The organism is Wolbachia endosymbiont (group A) of Barypeithes pellucidus (genome assembly GCF_964030885.1).
Lineage (GTDB): Bacteria > Pseudomonadota > Alphaproteobacteria > Rickettsiales > Anaplasmataceae > Wolbachia.
In genome coordinates this window covers 1080219-1097966 of record NZ_OZ034985.1, presented here as the reverse complement: position 1 = coordinate 1097966, position 17748 = coordinate 1080219, and the positions used below count along the sequence as shown (strand labels likewise).

Genomic DNA, 17748 nt, shown 5'->3' with positions numbered 1-17748 from the left:
AATGTAGGAGGGTACTTTATGTCTCTAAAGAATAAAATTTCTGAGTTAATAGAACAACAATTTAGCGTTAAGTACCATGCCAATTATTTGGCTTACACTAAACACAAGTGGGCTGCAAGTGAAATATCTAATTCTATTGCTTTTTGCATAATTGGTTGTGGAAATTGTAAGATTGGATATCAAGATGTTGCAAATTCATTCAACATAACAAAAGAAGAAATTGATCAAGATAATATTGCAAGCATAGAAAGTAAAATAAAAAGTGAAGCTGAAAAATCAGGTAGCGAGTTTTCTGAGTTGATTTCTAGAATGGATCAATCGCTAAAAGAGCAGAGTGAAAAGTCTATTGTACAAATTTTAGATTCATCCGCTGAGGAGATGTTAAAAAGTTTCTGTGATAGCCCTGTACAGTCTCCAGAGCATGAAGAAGTCAGTGCGTCCTCTGTTTCACATGAAGAGCCTACTGAAGGCCCAGAAACTATTGTTAATCCAGATCCTTTATCAACCTAATCAACCCCATATATGTGCTCTTTTTGCACCCACGCTTTGCGTTTTGGGGTAGAAAGAAAACACCACTCTTCGTTGCACTTTTCTATCTTCATCACAACAAACTTGTCTATTTTTATAATGATTTTACTGTCTACACTCTGTTTTTGATATCCATAAGCGTCTTCTTTTACAATCGCGTAGCGCTTATCACTAAGAAGATTGCCTTTTATCCATCCGCAGTCTTCATCTATATCACAGACCTTTTTCCAACTCTCAAACTCTTCTATCCCTTTCAGGGGCAGATTTTTGCAAGTGTATATCCATTTTACAGGATAGTGAAACCCTGGCCCCGTTCTCATGTTGATCTTATTTGATTTGGTTGAAACAAAGTTGCTAGCAAACAAGCTATGGCTAAATAATAAAAACAATAGGATAATAGTACTGCCCAGTGTCACGCACTGGGATGACGTGAGGGATAGTGTAACAGACTTATTCATCATAATTCACGATTAGATTGACATAAGATAAAGAGTAAATTAAAAATTGAATAGATCTTTAAATACAAAATCAATGCCTATAGAAATATTAATGCCTGCTCTTTCACCGACAATGAGCAAAACTGGAGGAAAAATTGTAAAGTGGCATAAAAAAGAACAAGACAAAGTTGAAGTAGGCGATGTAATTGCTGAGATAGAGACTGATAAAGCCATAATGGAGTTTGAATCTGTAGATAAAGGAGTTTTAGCAAAAATTTTAGTAACAGAAGGAACAAGTGGCGTGCCTGTAAATCAACTGATAGCTTTAATGCTGGAAGAAGGAGAAGATAGCAGTGTGCTTAATAACTATACCTCAACTTCCATCAATAGTGCAGTTAAAAAGGAAGTGACAAAAAGTGCTGTTGATAATCAAAAATCAGAACACCAAGATTTAAACGGAAAGCCAACAAGTCATTCTTCGGTGTCATCCCAGTGCTTGACACTGGGATCTAGAAAAGAAGAAGATACCAAGACAACAGAAGGTAGAATAAAAATAAGCCCATTAGCTAAGAAAATAGCTCAAAATGAAGGGGTTAATGTGCAGCAATTAAAAGGTACAGGACCATATGGTCGCATAATTAAGGCTGATGTGTTGGAGTCTTTAGGCAGTGGTATACACACTGAAAGTCCTGAGAAAGATACCATAGTTGAAGTAAGCAACATACGCCAAGTGATAGCGCAGCGCCTGACTGAATCAAAACAGAATGTTCCACATTTTTATTTAACTGTAGACTGCCAGGTTGATAAGTTAATCTCGTTAAAAAACGAGATTAACTCAGCAGATGAAAACAATAAAGTAACAATCAATGACTTAGTAATAAAAGCTGTGGCCTTCAGTATGAAAAAATTTCCTGATATAAATTCTTCGTGGATAGATAATAAAATACTTAAATACTCGAATGTAGATATTTCAATCGCAGTAGCACTTGAAGATGGGCTAATTACTCCTATAGTAAAAAATGCTGATAAAAAGGGTATTTTATCTATATCAAAAGAAGTGAAAGATCTAGTAAGCAGAGCAAGATCTGGAAAATTGAAACCTGAAGAGTTTCAAGGAGGTGGGTTTACTATTTCTAATTTAGGAATGTTTGGTATAAAAGCCTTCAGTGCTATAATCAATCCGCCGCAATCTTGCATTATGGCAGTTGGTGCATCCAAAAAACAACCAATAGTTATAAATGAAAAAATAGAGATAGCTGAGATAATGACAGTAACACTTTCTGTTGACCATAGAGCAGTTGATGGAGCATTAGGAGCAAAATTTTTAAACGCCTTTAAGCATTATATAGAGAGTCCTCTGGTGATGCTTATTGAAACTGCGGTAACCTATTAGCATTGTTATTACAAAATTAATACCTCTAAGTTTATAATTCTACTAGTTAATAGGCTTAGAGGTAAAAAAATGAATACTACAGTAGAAAAAAATAATCCAAAAATTTTTCCTAAAAATGAAGGAAAGGTTAATTCAAAAGGCATGGTTGCTCCACCTGTTCCTCCGAAATCTTCCCAAGCTAAATTTGCTGGAATAAGAGCAATTTTTGAGCAAAATGCATCTCATTTCCAAGCAAATGATAGTAATAAAACAGTGAGTAGCAATCTTGGAAGAACATTTGGCCCAACAATGCAAAAACTCATGAAAGACAATATTCATAGCACTTCTAACAAACAACGCCGTGATTCAGGGGATAGTGGTATCAGTGATGTTAGTAGCAGCACTTCTGATGATGAGGATAGAACAATAAAAGATAAAATGATGGAAAATGTTAAGCAGGATAACCATCAAAAAAGCTTTGATTTACATCAAGTACAAGCAACTGATGAATTAGAAACCGTAAAATTTCTCAAAACGCTAAGCAAGAAAGAAAGAGAAAAACTTGGTTTTTCTCCTAAACAGCAAAATAACCAAAAGGTTGAGACTAGCAAAAAAACTTACAATCCACTTGATTGGAATCCAATCTATCAAGGTAAAAAGCGTTTTAGTTTAGACAATATGTCGAGCAACTCGTCTTCGTACAGTGAAAAAAGTAATATTTCAGATATAAGCGATAAGTCTAATAATTCAAACATCGTCAGATGTAATATTACTAGGAGTAACAGTAAGGAAGACCTTCGTAAACCTGATGCTTCACATAATGACAAATCTGCAGGCAAAAAATTATCTAATGTCAATGTAAGCGAATTAATCAGAAAGTTTGAACAAGGTAGTGACATAGTAAAAGGGCGTTAATCAAATGTTACCCTAGGGAGTGTTAAATAAACTGTGTCAAACCGCATTTTTAGTTCGACTCAATTTTCAATCTGCCAGGAAAGAAAACATCAAGTTGAGAGATAGTTAATGCCCAATCATGTACAGGCATCGTCCACTTTTCCTCTGCCTTCTTTATAGCACAATATACCTGCTTATACAAGGCATTTATGCTGGTAAATGAGCCTTTGGTCTTAGTGAATTTCCTAATTTGCCTATGTAGCCCCTCTATGGGATTGGTGGTGTAGATTATCCTCCTAACTGGACCAGAATACTTAAAATAACCAGACAAGTTTTCCCAATTATTCTGCCAAGATTTTATAACCATAGGGTACTTTGTGCCCCATTTTTCATCCAATTCCAACAGATAATTCTCGGCAATTTCCTTGCTTGAAGCTTGATATACCTTCTTTAAATCGCTCAAAAAACTCTTCGCATCTTTACTGGCCACATACTTCAGTGAGTTGCGTATCTGATGCACTATACACATCTGCACTTCCGCATTAGGAAAGACACTGTTTATAGCTGCAGGAAAGCTTTTTAGCCCATCAACGCAGGCAATAAGGATATCTTCTACTCCTCTTTCTTTGAGGTCATTTAACACTCCCAACCAGAAGTTAGCTCCTTCACTTTCAGCCAAATAAAAACCTAATACTTCTTTTTTGCCATTTTGATCTATGCCTAATATGTTATACATGCATTTACTTACGCAATGCCCGTCCTCTTTGACTTTAAAAAACATGCCATCCATGAAAACTATCGGATATACAGACTGCAGCGGGCGACTACGCCATTCGTTGATTACTGGTAGCAATTTGTCAGTAATACTTGATATCTCTGCCGCCGATATTTTGTGATCATAAATTTCCTCAACATGTGACACTATATCTCTATAGCCCATACCACTGGCAAATGTGCTCAAAATCTTCGTTTCAAGCTCTGGATGTAAGTTTGTTTGCCTTTTTTTGACTATTTGTGGTTCGAAACTTCCTTCTCTATCTCTTGGTGTTAATAGCTCTGCACTTGTACGTAAAGTTTTTGCATTTCTCCCATTTCTTCGATTATTCTCTTCGCTTTTAGCCGACAAGTGGTTTTCTATTTCACCTTCCAGGCTTACCTCCAGCAACTTTTTTATAAACGGTGTTAATGCTCCATCTCTTCCTGTCAACGGTCTTCCTTCTCGTATAGACGACAGGATATTTGTTTCTAATTCTTTATAATCTACCAAACCGGTAGTTCTGTTTACTACTTTCTGACTCATTGTCAAACCTCCATTTTTTTATATCAATTTATTACTTTTTTTTCGGTTTGACACAGTTTATTTAACACTCCCACGGCTAGGTTTTTATGGGTTTTCTAAATTTTGTCGGGGCTCTTATATGGCTTCTCTAAAATTTTGTCCACAGAGCCTAGATATTCTGTAATTTCTACATAACCATATGCAGTAGCATAATGTAAAGGGGTATGTCCATCTTTATCCTGTACATCAACTTTTGCTCCACGTTCTACCAAACATTTCACTGATTCTTCATTGTTGTTTGCAGCAGCACGATGTAAAAGAGTCAATCCATTTTCATCTTGTGCATAAATGTCTTCTCCATCTTCTAATATAGATTGGCTTAAAGCTTCAGATTCATCTGCATCAAAACATATTCCGCTGTCGTCACTACTACTTTTATTTAAAAAGGTCCGTTCCCCATTATATGTAGTATACTGCTCTGGATGTTGATTGTGCAAGTAATCTTGTTCTATGCGCTTCTGATTATTGGCAAATCTTTGTTCTGCTTCTTGCAACTTTTGCTCCACAGCATTTCTTTCTCTTAGAGCCTGTTCTCTTTCTAATGTATCATCTACTTTGTCTGTATTGTTTTCATTATTGTTCTCTTTCTGAAGTTCTTCCAATACTCGCACTCTTTCCACTACTGATGCTTTCGTATTCTCATGATCTCTTGTCAAAGAACTTGCTGCCTCTAACATTTCTATTATAGCCTTTTTACCTTCTACATCGCCGACAATATCCCTTGGAGTTTGGCCTCGACTATCTTCTAGTGAAGGATCTGCGTTATTGTTCAATAAAAGCTGAACTATCTCTTGATGACCATGCAAAGCAGCAATGTGCAAAGCAGTGAATTTAGAATTAACATCACCCGACATTTGTTCATCAACTTTTACTTTCTTTTCTAGTAGGAGTTTTACTATTGGTACACTGTTATACTCCACAGCAAGATGTAACAACATACAATTTACAGTTTTGTCTGAATCTTGTATCATGAATAGCTTATCTATCTTCAAATTGTTACAAGTGCTATATGCTCCTGGGTTTATACCTTTTAGCTCACTTCCTATTCTTTCAAGCAAATTATCCTTATTCAAACCTTCACTCTCACTCACATTGCGTATTATTTTAAAAAACTTTTCCTTTTCTATTGCCATAACCTTTCCTCTCAATTTATTTATTATTGCTGAACAGTCTCACAAAAAAGTTAAGTTTGTCGAAATTCCATGTTTGATCTAAAAATTAGTCATAAACATTTTCTATGCAAGTAGCTGACACTGGTTCACTCTATAATGGTATCATCCCAGTACCTTCTCCTGTCATTCCAGCCGCCCCTATGATGTCATTCCAGTGCCCTCTTCTTGTCATCCCAGTGCGTGACACTGGGATCTCATTTTACTTTATGATGATGTCATGAAAATAACTGACACTGGGATGGCTTTGTTGCATAGCACCTTAAGCAGTGATGGTTTACGACAAATTTATGTAATGATTTCAAATTTAGCCATACCAATATCAGTGAATTTGTTGAGCAAATAGCACTTAATTAGTAATTCTTTTTCACGATTTACTTCAGATTTATTCCTAAAGCTAAATCCAAATACTTGCTTCAACCTTGAGAAAAATCCTTCTATGTAAGATCTCTTTCCATAAATCGCTTCCTTTTTCCACTCTTTTACACCATCTTGTCCATATAATTTTATTAACCTAATAGCAGCATTTCTGTCAGACATATAATCTATTTTTGAATGTTCTGCTGCATCCTTTTTTGGTAGAACTTTTGTCTTTATATCGTATTTCTTACACAATTTATAAAGTTTGTGCCTATCGTATGCCCTATCTGCATATAATGCTTTTATTTTGTGCTGAAAATTAACTTCTTCAAGCAAATCGCAAGCTCCATAGTGGTCAGAGTAGACGCCATTACTGTATCTTGCAGCTATAGCTTTTTTACTATTCACACTTAACATAACATGTAACTTTCTTACTTGCTCGTAGCTTCGGTACTTTCTATCTGCACTGTTTTCCTTACTGTGGCCAGGAGTGTTACTGTAAATGCTGATACTTGTGCTATCTATGATAATTTCAATATTTTCCATGTTGCTTTTATCAACCCTGCAATCATTTATCTTAATATTAAGTTTTTTAAACCTTCTTGATGCTTGTGAATAGCTGATAACTGCCAAATTTTTTCCTATTTGTTGCAGATATCCTTTTATAAACCCCACCGTTTGTCTTAAACCAATTCTAAAAAGATTGACAATTATATGCACCAAAATTACGACTTTATCACTGTAAATATAGTTGCCGCCCTGCATTTTTGGACTATTTTCATACCAATTTTCGATAGCTTCATCGATGTAATGAAAAATATTTCCCCTTTTTTCAAGGAATTTGTTATATTCGTTTTGGTTACTGACTTTCATTTTCTGTGGCATATTTTTTCTTCAACAGTTAAATGGTTATTTATAATGAATTTTGTCAGTAGCTACCAGATTTTTTCGGTTGCTATGCAACAAAGCCATCCCAGTGTCAAGCACTGGGATGATACCCTTCTGGTGGGCCCAAATCACAATGTTCGTACAGTTGTGGAATGAATCACGGTATGACGGTTCGCGGTGGCATGACGATAAGCCTCGTCACCCCGCTACGTGTTAGCGCCGCGGCGGTATGACGGTTCGTGGTGGCATGACGATAACTTCGTCATCCCGCTACTTGTTAGCGGGATCTATGCTAAGATTTTGGGTGAAATCAGGAATTTTAGCGTATTTTGCCTTGTTTTGGCGAAAGACCTTCATGAAACTTTGCCCATTTGGCTTCTCTAAAGATTTCGTTTACAAAATCTAGTAACTCAGCTATGCAGAATGAAAAAAGTTTGTATGGTATACAAATAGTGTGTTTTTTTATAATTATTTTCTATAATGCATAAACCTTTGGTCCAGTAAATGCTACCACAGGCATTAAAAGTTAATTAATAAACTGCAATGTATAATGAGATAAAGACACTTGTAAGATTTTGATCTTACAGATTATAAACTTGTCATAAAGTTTAATAGTGTCTGTTACTGCTTTTAGGTGTGAGGCTAGAGGGTTATTAGCAGTAACAGACACTATTAAACTTATTATAGAATTTACTTAAAGTAAATACTTAATTTAAAATATTATAACATTTTTACTCACAATAGATTTATGTAAATGCTTTTTTCCTCAAATTAGTATTGTACTACTATACTTGTTGAATGCTAAAAAATTATTAACCATCACTAATCTCTATTTGTATAGTAAGTTTATATATACTATTATACAGTATATCATTTAGTTTTATAGTAAACAAACAAAAGATATGGTGAAGTTACTTGCACTATTGATAATATTTTACTCAAATATATCTGTTGCCTCTGCTCCTACTTCCTGGCAATTTGGATTTCCTGCTCCTGCAACTGAAGTAATGGAGGCTGTAGTTAGGTCACATTCGTTTGTGATGGTTGTGATGGTTGCAATAATGCTTTTTGTGTGGGCGCTGCTTGCTTATATAGCGTTTCGCTTTCGTAAAAGCAAAGTAACAAACATAAGTAAAACTACCCATAGTGTTCCTTTAGAAATTATTTGGTTTGTTATACCAACTATCATTGTTGGTATATTAGCCTTTGAAAACGCTAAATTACTGAAGCTACAGGAAGAAATACCGAAGGCTGACATAACACTAAAAGTTATTGGCCATCAATGGTATTGGAGCTACCAATATCCAGAATATCAAGGCGTGTCGTTTGATAGTTATATTAAGGGAAAAGAAGACTTTATCGAAGGAGATTTAAAGCTGTTCTCTGTTGATAACAACATCGTTTTACCCGTTAATGCTAACGTTCGTTTACAAGTTACAGCAGGAGATGTGATACACAGCTGGGGAGTACCAGCTTTCGGTGTAAAAATTGATGCGATACCAGGTAGGCTGAATGAGGCGTGGTTTAATGTCAAAAGGTCTGGTGTTTATTATGGGCAGTGCTACGAATTGTGTGGTCAAGGCCATGGATTTATGCCAATTGTTGTTGAAGCAGTAAGCAAAGAAGAATTTAATAAGTGGATCGAAAATAGAAAATTAGTGAGTTAAATTTGGAGTATAGATATGAGTGATGTACCAAAGGGCATAAAGCGTTGGTTGTTTTCCACTAATCATAAAGACATAGGGACACTGTACATTATTTTTTCCATATTAGCTGGAATTATTGGTGGATTATTATCGGTGATTATTCGCACTCAGCTAATGCACATTAATATACTTAACAATAATTATCAATTATATAACGTAATGGTTACAGGGCATGCGTTGATAATGGTGTTTTTTATGATAATGCCAGCCCTCATGGGAGGATTTGGTAACTGGTTTGTACCTCTCATGATTGGCGCACCAGATATGGCATTTCCTCGTATGAATAATTTAAGTTTTTGGTTATTAGTGTCATCTTTTATTTTGCTCATTCTCTCAGTGTTTATTGGTGAAGGTCCAGGTACAGGTTGGACTTTATATCCACCTTTATCACAGGTAATGTCCCATCCAAGTGCAGGAGTTGACCTTGCTATACTTGCACTTCATGTTGCTGGTATGTCGTCAATTGTTGGGGCGATCAACTTTATAGTTACTATATTTAACATGCGCGCAAAAGGAATGTCATTAACTAAGATGCCACTGTTTGTTTGGTCTGTCTTGTTAACAGCATTTATGTTGATTGTTGCCTTACCAGTGCTTGCCGGTGCTATAACTATGCTTCTTACTGATCGCAATGTTGGTACTTCCTTTTTTGATCCTGCCGGTGGTGGCGATCCTGTGTTATTTCAACATCTATTTTGGTTTTTTGGTCATCCAGAAGTTTACGTAATTATTTTTCCTGCATTTGGCATCATAAGTCAGGTTGTATCAACTTTTTCTCACAGACCTGTGTTTGGTTACATAGGGATGGTTTATGCAATGATAGGTATAGCAGTATTTGGCTTTATGGTTTGGGCTCATCATATGTTCACTGTTGGGCTTAGTGCTGACGCTGCTGCATTTTTTAGCACTACCACAATTTTTATCGGTGTTATAACTGGTGTAAAAGTCTTTAGCTGGATTGCAACTATGTGGGGCGGAGCAATTGAGTTTAAAACCCCTATGCTATTTGCACTAGGTTTTATTTTTATGTTTGTTGGCGGTGGCATAACGGGAATAATTCTCTCTCATGGTGGAATAGATAAGCTCCTGCACGACACCTATTATGTTGTTGCTCACTTCCATTATGTCATGTCACTTGCTGCATTATTTGGAACTTTTGCTGGCTTTTATTATTGGATTGGTAAAATGTCGGGTAGGCAATATAATGAGCGCTTAGGTCAAATCCACTTTTGGCTTACTTTTATTAGCACCAATATCACTTTTTTACCTCAACATTTCTTAGGATTAGCTGGTATGCCAAGGCGTATACCTGATTATCCTGATGCGTTTATCCCTTGGAATTATATATCCTCAATTGGCTCATATATGTCCTTTGTTTCAGTTATGTTTTTTGTGTTTATAGTTATACATCTCTTTAAATGGGGCAAGAAAGCTGGAGATAATCCTTGGGAAGGTGACACCTTGGAATGGACGGTATCTTCACCACCGCCTTTTCATACTTTCGAAAAACCACCAGTGGTAAAATAGAATGTACACAAGTGTTTTGCTAAATGTTGAATCAACAATACTGGATTTTTGGCGTTTGCTGAAGCCAAGGATAATGTACCTTGTGGTATTTACTGCAGTTGCTGGTATGGTTACTGCACCAGGTAGTATGCACCCTTTTCTAGCACTAATATCTCTTATATGTGTTGCTCTTGGCTCAGGATCTGCAGGTGCTATAAATATGTGGTATGACAGAGACATAGATCTGCTCATGGAAAGGACAAAAAACCGCCCTATACCCTCAGGTAGAATTCTTGCAGAAAGTGCGCTTGAATTTGGTATAACTCTTGGAATATTGTCAGTATTTATCATGGCAATAGCAGTAAACTATATTTCTGCTGCTTTGCTTGCAGTTAGCATATTATTTTACGTTTTTGTATATACAATCTGGCTCAAAAGACGCACTCCGCAGAATATCGTTATCGGTGGTGCAGCAGGTGCTTTCCCTCCAATGATTGGCTGGGCAGCTGTGACTAATTCTGTCAGTTGGGAAAGTTTCATTTTATTTTTAGTAATTTTTATGTGGACTCCACCACACTTTTGGGCCCTATCTTTAAATAAGTCTGAAGACTATGCAAAGGCATCAATTCCAATGTTCAATATTGTTTATGGTCCGGAAAAAACAAGAAAATATATATTAATTTATAGTGTTTTGCTGGTGCTAACTAGCTTGCTTCCAGCTCTATTTTTGAAAAAGGCTTTACTTTATCTAAGCATGGCAACCTTTGAAGGGTGCGTTTTTGTTTGGTATGCTATATCAATTCTCAGATTCAAGAATCACAGCTCACAGAAAAAAATGTTTTCTTATTCAATTTCTTATCTATTTTCCCTATTCGCCAGTATTATTTTTTGTTCTATTGATTTATTTTAGTTATGAAAGAACGGCAGAAGCATAAAAACTATTTTTTACTTTTCCTTTTGGTAATGCTCGTTGTCACACTTTTTTTTGTTTCTATAATAAAATTTAAAGGTGCAGCTTAAACTACCTTTAGAAATTGTGCTTTCATAAAAGCAACTATATACTTTATTAATTCATTACAGTTAAAGATGAGTAAAAAAGAAGTGATAATATACACGGATGGGGCGTGTTCTGGTAATCCTGGAGCGGGAGGATGGGCAGCTATCATATTATTTCAAGATTATAGAAAAGACATTTATGGTAGAGAAGAAAATACCACAAACAATAAAATGGAGTTAACAGCGGTGATCAATGGGCTGAAAGTATTGAAATTTTCTTGTAATATTAATTTATATACGGATAGTCTTTATATTAAGCATGGCATAACAGAATGGATAAATAAGTGGAAAATGAATGGCTGGAAAACAAGTAATAAAAAATCAGTAAAAAATATGGAATTGTGGAAAGAGCTAGACAACGTTGCTTCACAACACGAAATTGATTGGAAGTGGGTTAAAGCACACAGTGGCGATAAGTATAATGAGGAGGCTGATAGTTTAGCAAGAAAAGCAATAATCGATGCTTAAAAAAATTACTATATTATTTTCCGTAGCTTTATTATTCATATTGTGCTTCTTTATTTTTTTTAAGCCTTTAAAAATCAATATTAATTATATTGATTTTTATGTTAAACATAAAATATCAAAAATATTTGTTGGCTCAAGCGTTAATATGGAGAATACCTCAGTTGTTTGGCAGAAAGATGGCAAAGATCCGTATTTAGTCATTACGGATTTGGCAATAGCAAACCCTAATTTTACTATAAAAGTTCCTGAGCTTTTTGTACATTTTAAGTTAAGTTCCTTATTTAAAGCTAGCACAAATCTCTCTCAGGTTTCAGCTGATAATGTGCATGTATATATCAAGAGAGAAGAAACTAATGTTAATCCGCAAAACTCATTAGACCTTTTGGATAATCATTATTTAAGTAATAACCGCCTCCCTTCGGTGTCATTCCAGCGCGTGACGCTGGAATCTAGAAAAAAAGAAACAAGTGGTCAAGCTACTTGGATGACAACTGGGATGACAGGGAAGAATTTCAAGATGACAGAAAGTAGTGCAAAAAATCTATTAAAAACAATAAGGGAATTTTTTTTTGACTTAAATGCGGATTCAAAAATTGAATTTACTAACATTGCTATTGATAAAAGCACAGAAGATGAATTTTTTATTGATAAATTATATATAGGGAAGGGGGAAGATTTTAATGTTTTAGATATTCATGTGAATACAAAAGATGGAAAGGGATTTTTGGATGATTTATCAATTACGATAAAAAATCGCAACAATTTGCTAAATGTGTACGGGACATTTTATGATCTAAAATTGGGACTATTGAGCAAGTTTTCTACATTAGTTAAAAGCTACAATTTGGACAAAAATATAGGATTCAAAGGAAGCTTCTCAGTGAAAATTAATAAAAAGGATGAAATTGTAGATGGAAATATATACGTATTGAATACAGAAAATTATTTGGACAAAAATTTGGCCTTAACTAATGTAAATATAAATTTAACATATAGTGATGGAATTATTAGTGTAAAAAACTTCCATTTTAAGTTAAATGACATGTATCTGTCTTTGATAGGCAAAATGAACTTTAGTACAAGTCATGCTTTGCTTAGAATTAATATTAGTAAGTTTGCTGCAAAGGATTTATGTACTTATGTACCAGATAGTGTAGTAAATAGTAAATTTAAAAGCTGGTATTGTGATAATATTGATGGGGATGTTTTAAATACCATTGTAAGTTTCAGTGGCAAAATTAAAAATTTGGTTGATGACGATCTGTCAGACATTGTAATTGTTGCTGATATAGAAAACGGTAGCGTAAAATTTGATGAAGATTTTGAGCAAGTAAGGGAATTAAACGGTGACTTAACCTTCAAGAATAACAATCTCAAAATTACTGCAAATAGCGCTAAGTTTCAGAATTTCACTATTAATGGTGGTGATATTGAAATGAAATCTCTCAATAAGGAAAATTCAGTTCTAACCATTAATGGCCAAGCTGTAAGTGATGCTTATGGTTTATATGAGCCTATAAGATTTAAGCTGGATGATGTGGTGAAGGTTGAAAGGGATAAAGTAAGTGGAATGGCAAAATCTGTATTTAATTTTCGCATTTTTAATCTAAATGCTGATGACAAAAAAGTAGACTTCTCAGCAAATTTTCATTCTGAAATTGACAATTTGGCTATCTATAATGCAAGTCTTGGTAAATATGACATTAAGCTTAGTTTTGGCAGTGACTTTATAGATTTAAATGGTAGTGGTATGGTGAATAACACACAGTTATTATTTGACCTAAAAAGTAGCAATAGGAATGAAAGTTTTGCCTGGAATTTGATCGGGGATTTACCTGCTCAAATATTTAATTTTGATAGTGGCTATGTTAATGCAAATATAGAATCGGTGATAAATCAAGATAAGACGGGGCATGTTAATGGTAATATGGATTTATCAGAGCTTGAATCACGTTCAAGTTATTTTGGGTGGAAAAATCGTTTTGAAGATCACAATAAAGTTTTGTTCTCTGTAAAGTTAAAAGGTGCCGATGAATTGTTAGTAGATAAATTAGACATTGTAGGAAGTGATTTAGATGTAAAATTCAGCGGAAGAGTAGGAAATGGAAATTTATATTTAAATTCTAGTAGCTTTAAATTGCCTGATAATGATTTTAGTATAGAAATTGAATCAGGTAAGGAAAAAAATGCCATAACTATTTATGGTGAGAAAATTAATTTGAGTGATATTTTAGGCTTGCTTGGCAAAAACAGTAATGGATTAAACAAAGATATAGAAATTAGTATGAATGTTGACAATGTAATTATGAAAGAAGGCATTGTTATAAAAGATGCTAAGCTGAATGTAACCTGCACTAAAGGAGATTGCGGTGGAAGTCAATTTACAGGACAGTTTCTAGAAGATAGCAGCAACATACTAGCGGAATACAGTGGAATAGGGCTCGAAATATATGCAGATAATGCAGGTATACTTTCGCGTTCCTTAGGCATTAGTAAATCAATTAAAAACGGCAAATTGTCTTTTTATCTCTCTCTTCAGAGAGAAAGTGGAGAACATTATGGTACGTTATCCATTAGCAATTTCTACATCAAAGATGCTCCACTACTTACTACTTTATTGTCGATGTCTTCATTGCCTGGCATTGTAAATGCCATAAAAAATGAAGGTGTATACTTTTATAAATGTAATGCACCTTTCTCATACAAAGACGGCTCTGTCGAAATTGAAGAATCTTGGCTTGAAGGGGCGGAATTAGGCATTAGCACTGGTGGTAAGCTCGATATTAAAGATTATAAATTCCAGGTTGAAGGGCAGGTAATACCGGCGTATTCAATTAATAAATCTTTGTTAAAAATTCCTATAATTGGGAAACTTCTTACTGGCGGGAAAAGTAGGGGAATCGTTTCAATAGACTATAAAGCAAGTGGTGATGACAAAAACAATAACGTATCTGTTGATCTTATCTCTTCGCTAACTCCAAACCTATTAAAGAGGTTATTGGGAGTGTTTGATCGCATTATGACAAAAACTAACGAAAGTGGCTTAAAAGGTGGTGTAAAAAAGAAATTTGGTTCGATATGACCAAAAGGGAAGTTGTTTAACAAAATTATGGACAAAAATGCAAGAATTTCAGAATGATCCGCCTGGTTTTTTATTTAGTTGTTTAAGCACCCTTTATCGCCTCCCCATATCTGCAAAGTTATAAATACAACTAGAAGGGTAGGGGATAAAAGTTCGTTATTTTACTATATTAGGTCATCATGTTGGTGATAATCATGATTACATAGTGAGTAATTGCCTACGTAATTTTCGTCAGCATCGTGATTAACATCAGGTTTAAGCAAAGAAAGGTTAGCAGCAGAAGGTTGTTGCGTAGATTCATCAGATTGTTTGGGAGTGTTAAATAAACTGTGTCAAACCGCATTTTTAGTTCGACTCAATTTTCAATCTGCCAGGAAAGAAAACATCAAGTTGAGAGATAGTTAATGCCCAATCATGTACAGGCATCGTCCACTTTTCCTCTGCCTTCTTTATAGCACAATATACCTGCTTATACAAGGCATTTATGCTGGTAAATGAGCCTTTGGTCTTAGTGAATTTCCTAATTTGCCTATGTAGCCCCTCTATGGGATTGGTGGTGTAGATTATCCTCCTAACTGGACCAGAATACTTAAAATAACCAGACAAGTTTTCCCAATTATTCTGCCAAGATTTTATAACCATAGGGTACTTTGTGCCCCATTTTTCATCCAATTCCAACAGATAATTCTCGGCAATTTCCTTGCTTGAAGCTTGATATACCTTCTTTAAATCGCTCAAAAAACTCTTCGCATCTTTACTGGCCACATACTTCAGTGAGTTGCGTATCTGATGCACTATACACATCTGCACTTCCGCATTAGGAAAGACACTGTTTATAGCTGCAGGAAAGCTTTTTAGCCCATCAACGCAGGCAATAAGGATATCTTCTACTCCTCTTTCTTTGAGGTCATTTAACACTCCCAACCAGAAGTTAGCTCCTTCACTTTCAGCCAAATAAAAACCTAATACTTCTTTTTTGCCATTTTGATCTATGCCTAATATGTTATACATGCATTTACTTACGCAATGCCCGTCCTCTTTGACTTTAAAAAACATGCCATCCATGAAAACTATCGGATATACAGACTGCAGCGGGCGACTACGCCATTCGTTGATTACTGGTAGCAATTTGTCAGTAATACTTGATATCTCTGCCGCCGATATTTTGTGATCATAAATTTCCTCAACATGTGACACTATATCTCTATAGCCCATACCACTGGCAAATGTGCTCAAAATCTTCGTTTCAAGCTCTGGATGTAAGTTTGTTTGCCTTTTTTTGACTATTTGTGGTTCGAAACTTCCTTCTCTATCTCTTGGTGTTAATAGCTCTGCACTTGTACGTAAAGTTTTTGCATTTCTCCCATTTCTTCGATTATTCTCTTCGCTTTTAGCCGACAAGTGGTTTTCTATTTCACCTTCCAGGCTTACCTCCAGCAACTTTTTTATAAACGGTGTTAATGCTCCATCTCTTCCTGTCAACGGTCTTCCTTCTCGTATAGACGACAGGATATTTGTTTCTAATTCTTTATAATCTACCAAACCGGTAGTTCTGTTTACTACTTTCTGACTCATTGTCAAACCTCCATTTTTTTATATCAATTTATTACTTTTTTTTCGGTTTGACACAGTTTATTTAACACTCCCTCCTGTGTAGCGGTATACAGATTGTAGTTGTATTAAACAAGAGCCTGATATTAGTTTTGACTACCTCAATTCTTCTGTCAGTTAATTCTTGTCTGTCAGATTAAATCTTGTCTTTTACACTTATCAACATATACACTAACCAACTACATTCAATAAATTTGTGTAAGATACCATTTTACATAAGATAGAATGGAAGCATTTTTCGATTTTAAATTACTAAAGCTTCAGTCAATCTCCTAGTCCTGTAGCTTTTGATATGGTCAGGATTAAAAGCCTTTTTTGATTTTAAAATACCAAAAACAATATGAAGCAACTTACGCATTGCAGCACCAACAATGGCCATATTATGCTTGCCTTTTTCTTTTAATCTCTTGCAAAAAGTCATAATAATAGGATTGTGATTTTTAGCTACTATAGCAGGAAAATACATGGCCTTACGTAGTGTTCGTGAACCTGATTTACTTAATCTGGGCTTGGCATATACAGATGAACCTGATGTTATATTTCGTGGTATAGTTCCAGCGTATGCTGCCAATTGTCTGGCATTTATAAAAGCCTTTGTGTCAGGAATTTCAGCTAAAATAGCTATTGCTGATTCCTCTCCTATTCCTGGAATAGTCAATAAGAGTTGAAAGTTTTCCAACAACTCTTTGTGCTGTTTTAATAGTTCACGTATGGAGTTTTTTATTGTTTCTATTGATTGTTCTATGTTCACTGCAAGGTTTTCCCAAGCATTTGCAACTTCTTCAGGCAGTCTCTCCTTCTTTTCTAAATGATTATTTACGAATGTTAATCCATCTTTTAACGCAACCGAGCAACGATAAAGATGTTTTAATTTTTTCATTTCAGGAGAAGGTGGTGTCCAACGAGTAGGTTCCTGTCTTTGGCAATAATCAGCAATAATTTCTGCATCGGTCTGATCATTCTTTTGTCTTACAAGCTTACTCCTCGCATAAGATTTAATACAATAAGGATTTACAACACTTACAAAATGTCCAGCATTGTGTAGAAATTCAGCCAAAGCTTCACTATAACAACCGGTAGCTTCCATACAAGCTTTCACTTGCTCTACGTTATGTTTTTGTAGAAAGCTCTGCAGACCTTGAAACCCATTATCATCGTTCTTAAAGCTTCTTTTCCTAGTTTCACGTTTTCCTTTTTTACTTATAAATGAGAGAAAAACATCAAAGCGATCTTTTGATACATCTATTCCCAGAAAGTTGTTGATCATATATAACCCCATACGTTACTATTTAAAATGAAAAGTAAGGCTAACCTTGTGAATACAGAATTAGA

16 protein-coding genes are annotated in these 17748 nt (G+C 35.1%); 10 read left to right on the top strand and 6 right to left on the bottom strand.

Annotation, left to right across the window (positions count from 1 at the left end; genetic code table 11):
- Positions 1-18 precede the first annotated feature (18 nt).
- Positions 19-510: a WBM0748 family T4SS-associated protein gene (locus ACQH1X_RS05650; RefSeq protein ID WP_425385955.1), complete on the top strand. Its 492-nt coding sequence runs from the start codon at positions 19-21 to the stop codon at positions 508-510.
- On the opposite strand, the gene ACQH1X_RS05645 is transcribed toward ACQH1X_RS05650, so the two are convergent.
- Positions 507-848: an SH3 domain-containing protein gene (locus ACQH1X_RS05645; protein WP_425385954.1), complete on the bottom strand. Its 342-nt coding sequence runs from the start codon at positions 846-848 to the stop codon at positions 507-509. The two genes, ACQH1X_RS05650 and ACQH1X_RS05645, sit on opposite strands and share 4 nt — an antisense overlap.
- Here ACQH1X_RS05645 and ACQH1X_RS05640 point away from each other — a divergent pair.
- The 3 genes from ACQH1X_RS05640 to ACQH1X_RS05630 all read left to right on the top strand — a co-directional run bounded on the left by ACQH1X_RS05640 (position 847) and on the right by ACQH1X_RS05630 (position 3252).
- Positions 847-1002 (top strand): hypothetical protein, encoded by a 156-nt coding sequence (locus ACQH1X_RS05640; RefSeq protein WP_425385953.1) that lies wholly within the window; start codon positions 847-849, stop codon positions 1000-1002. The genes ACQH1X_RS05645 and ACQH1X_RS05640 overlap by 2 nt on opposite strands.
- Positions 1003-1059: 57 nt before the next feature.
- On the top strand, positions 1060-2358 hold the full coding sequence (locus ACQH1X_RS05635) for a pyruvate dehydrogenase complex dihydrolipoamide acetyltransferase (protein ID WP_425386674.1): 1299 nt from the start codon (positions 1060-1062) through the stop codon (positions 2356-2358).
- 69 nt (positions 2359-2427) lie between these two features.
- Positions 2428-3252, top strand: coding sequence for a hypothetical protein (locus ACQH1X_RS05630; RefSeq protein ID WP_425385952.1), 825 nt, complete (start codon positions 2428-2430; stop codon positions 3250-3252).
- A gap of 49 nt (positions 3253-3301) precedes the next feature.
- On the opposite strand, the gene ACQH1X_RS05625 is transcribed toward ACQH1X_RS05630, so the two are convergent.
- The gene (locus tag ACQH1X_RS05625) at positions 3302-4531 is read right to left on the bottom strand and encodes an IS256-like element ISWpi15 family transposase (protein ID WP_425385843.1); all 1230 of its coding nucleotides are present in this window, start codon (positions 4529-4531) and stop codon (positions 3302-3304) included.
- Between the two features lie 95 nt (positions 4532-4626).
- Complete coding sequence (locus tag ACQH1X_RS05620) at positions 4627-5703, bottom strand: ankyrin repeat domain-containing protein (protein WP_425385951.1); 1077 nt, start codon at positions 5701-5703, stop codon at positions 4627-4629.
- Positions 5704-5807: 104 nt separating this feature from the next.
- On the opposite strand from ACQH1X_RS05620, the gene ACQH1X_RS05615 reads away from it, so the two are divergent.
- The gene (locus ACQH1X_RS05615) at positions 5808-5963 is read left to right on the top strand and encodes a hypothetical protein (RefSeq protein ID WP_425385950.1); all 156 of its coding nucleotides are present in this window, start codon (positions 5808-5810) and stop codon (positions 5961-5963) included.
- A 64-nt stretch (positions 5964-6027) separates the two neighbouring features.
- On the opposite strand, the gene ACQH1X_RS05610 is transcribed toward ACQH1X_RS05615, so the two are convergent.
- Positions 6028-6984 carry an IS5 family transposase gene (locus ACQH1X_RS05610; RefSeq protein WP_425385760.1) on the bottom strand — a complete coding sequence of 319 codons (957 nt, stop codon included), beginning with the start codon at positions 6982-6984 and terminating at the stop codon, positions 6028-6030.
- A gap of 905 nt (positions 6985-7889) precedes the next feature.
- On the opposite strand from ACQH1X_RS05610, the gene coxB reads away from it, so the two are divergent.
- The 5 genes from coxB to ACQH1X_RS05585 all read left to right on the top strand — a co-directional run bounded on the left by coxB (position 7890) and on the right by ACQH1X_RS05585 (position 14805).
- On the top strand, positions 7890-8654 hold the full coding sequence (gene coxB / locus ACQH1X_RS05605) for a cytochrome c oxidase subunit II (protein WP_425385949.1): 765 nt from the start codon (positions 7890-7892) through the stop codon (positions 8652-8654).
- Between the two features lie 15 nt (positions 8655-8669).
- Positions 8670-10220 carry a cytochrome c oxidase subunit I gene (gene ctaD, locus ACQH1X_RS05600; protein ID WP_425385948.1) on the top strand — a complete coding sequence of 517 codons (1551 nt, stop codon included), beginning with the start codon at positions 8670-8672 and terminating at the stop codon, positions 10218-10220.
- Position 10221: 1 nt separating this feature from the next.
- Positions 10222-11109 carry a heme o synthase gene (locus ACQH1X_RS05595; protein ID WP_425385947.1) on the top strand — a complete coding sequence of 296 codons (888 nt, stop codon included), beginning with the start codon at positions 10222-10224 and terminating at the stop codon, positions 11107-11109.
- Between the two features lie 176 nt (positions 11110-11285).
- On the top strand, positions 11286-11723 hold the full coding sequence (rnhA, locus tag ACQH1X_RS05590) for a ribonuclease HI (RefSeq protein ID WP_425385946.1): 438 nt from the start codon (positions 11286-11288) through the stop codon (positions 11721-11723).
- The gene (locus ACQH1X_RS05585; RefSeq protein ID WP_425385945.1) at positions 11716-14805 is read left to right on the top strand and encodes an AsmA-like C-terminal domain-containing protein; all 3090 of its coding nucleotides are present in this window, start codon (positions 11716-11718) and stop codon (positions 14803-14805) included. Before rnhA ends, ACQH1X_RS05585 begins: the two co-directional genes overlap by 8 nt.
- Before the next feature lie 345 nt (positions 14806-15150).
- Here ACQH1X_RS05585 and ACQH1X_RS05580 read toward each other — a convergent pair whose 3' ends face one another.
- On the bottom strand, positions 15151-16380 hold the full coding sequence (locus ACQH1X_RS05580; RefSeq protein WP_425385843.1) for an IS256-like element ISWpi15 family transposase: 1230 nt from the start codon (positions 16378-16380) through the stop codon (positions 15151-15153).
- 280 nt (positions 16381-16660) lie between these two features.
- Entirely contained in the window at positions 16661-17683 is a 1023-nt protein-coding gene (locus tag ACQH1X_RS05575) for an IS110 family transposase (RefSeq protein WP_425385829.1), read from the bottom strand.
- Positions 17684-17748: the final 65 nt, after the last annotated feature.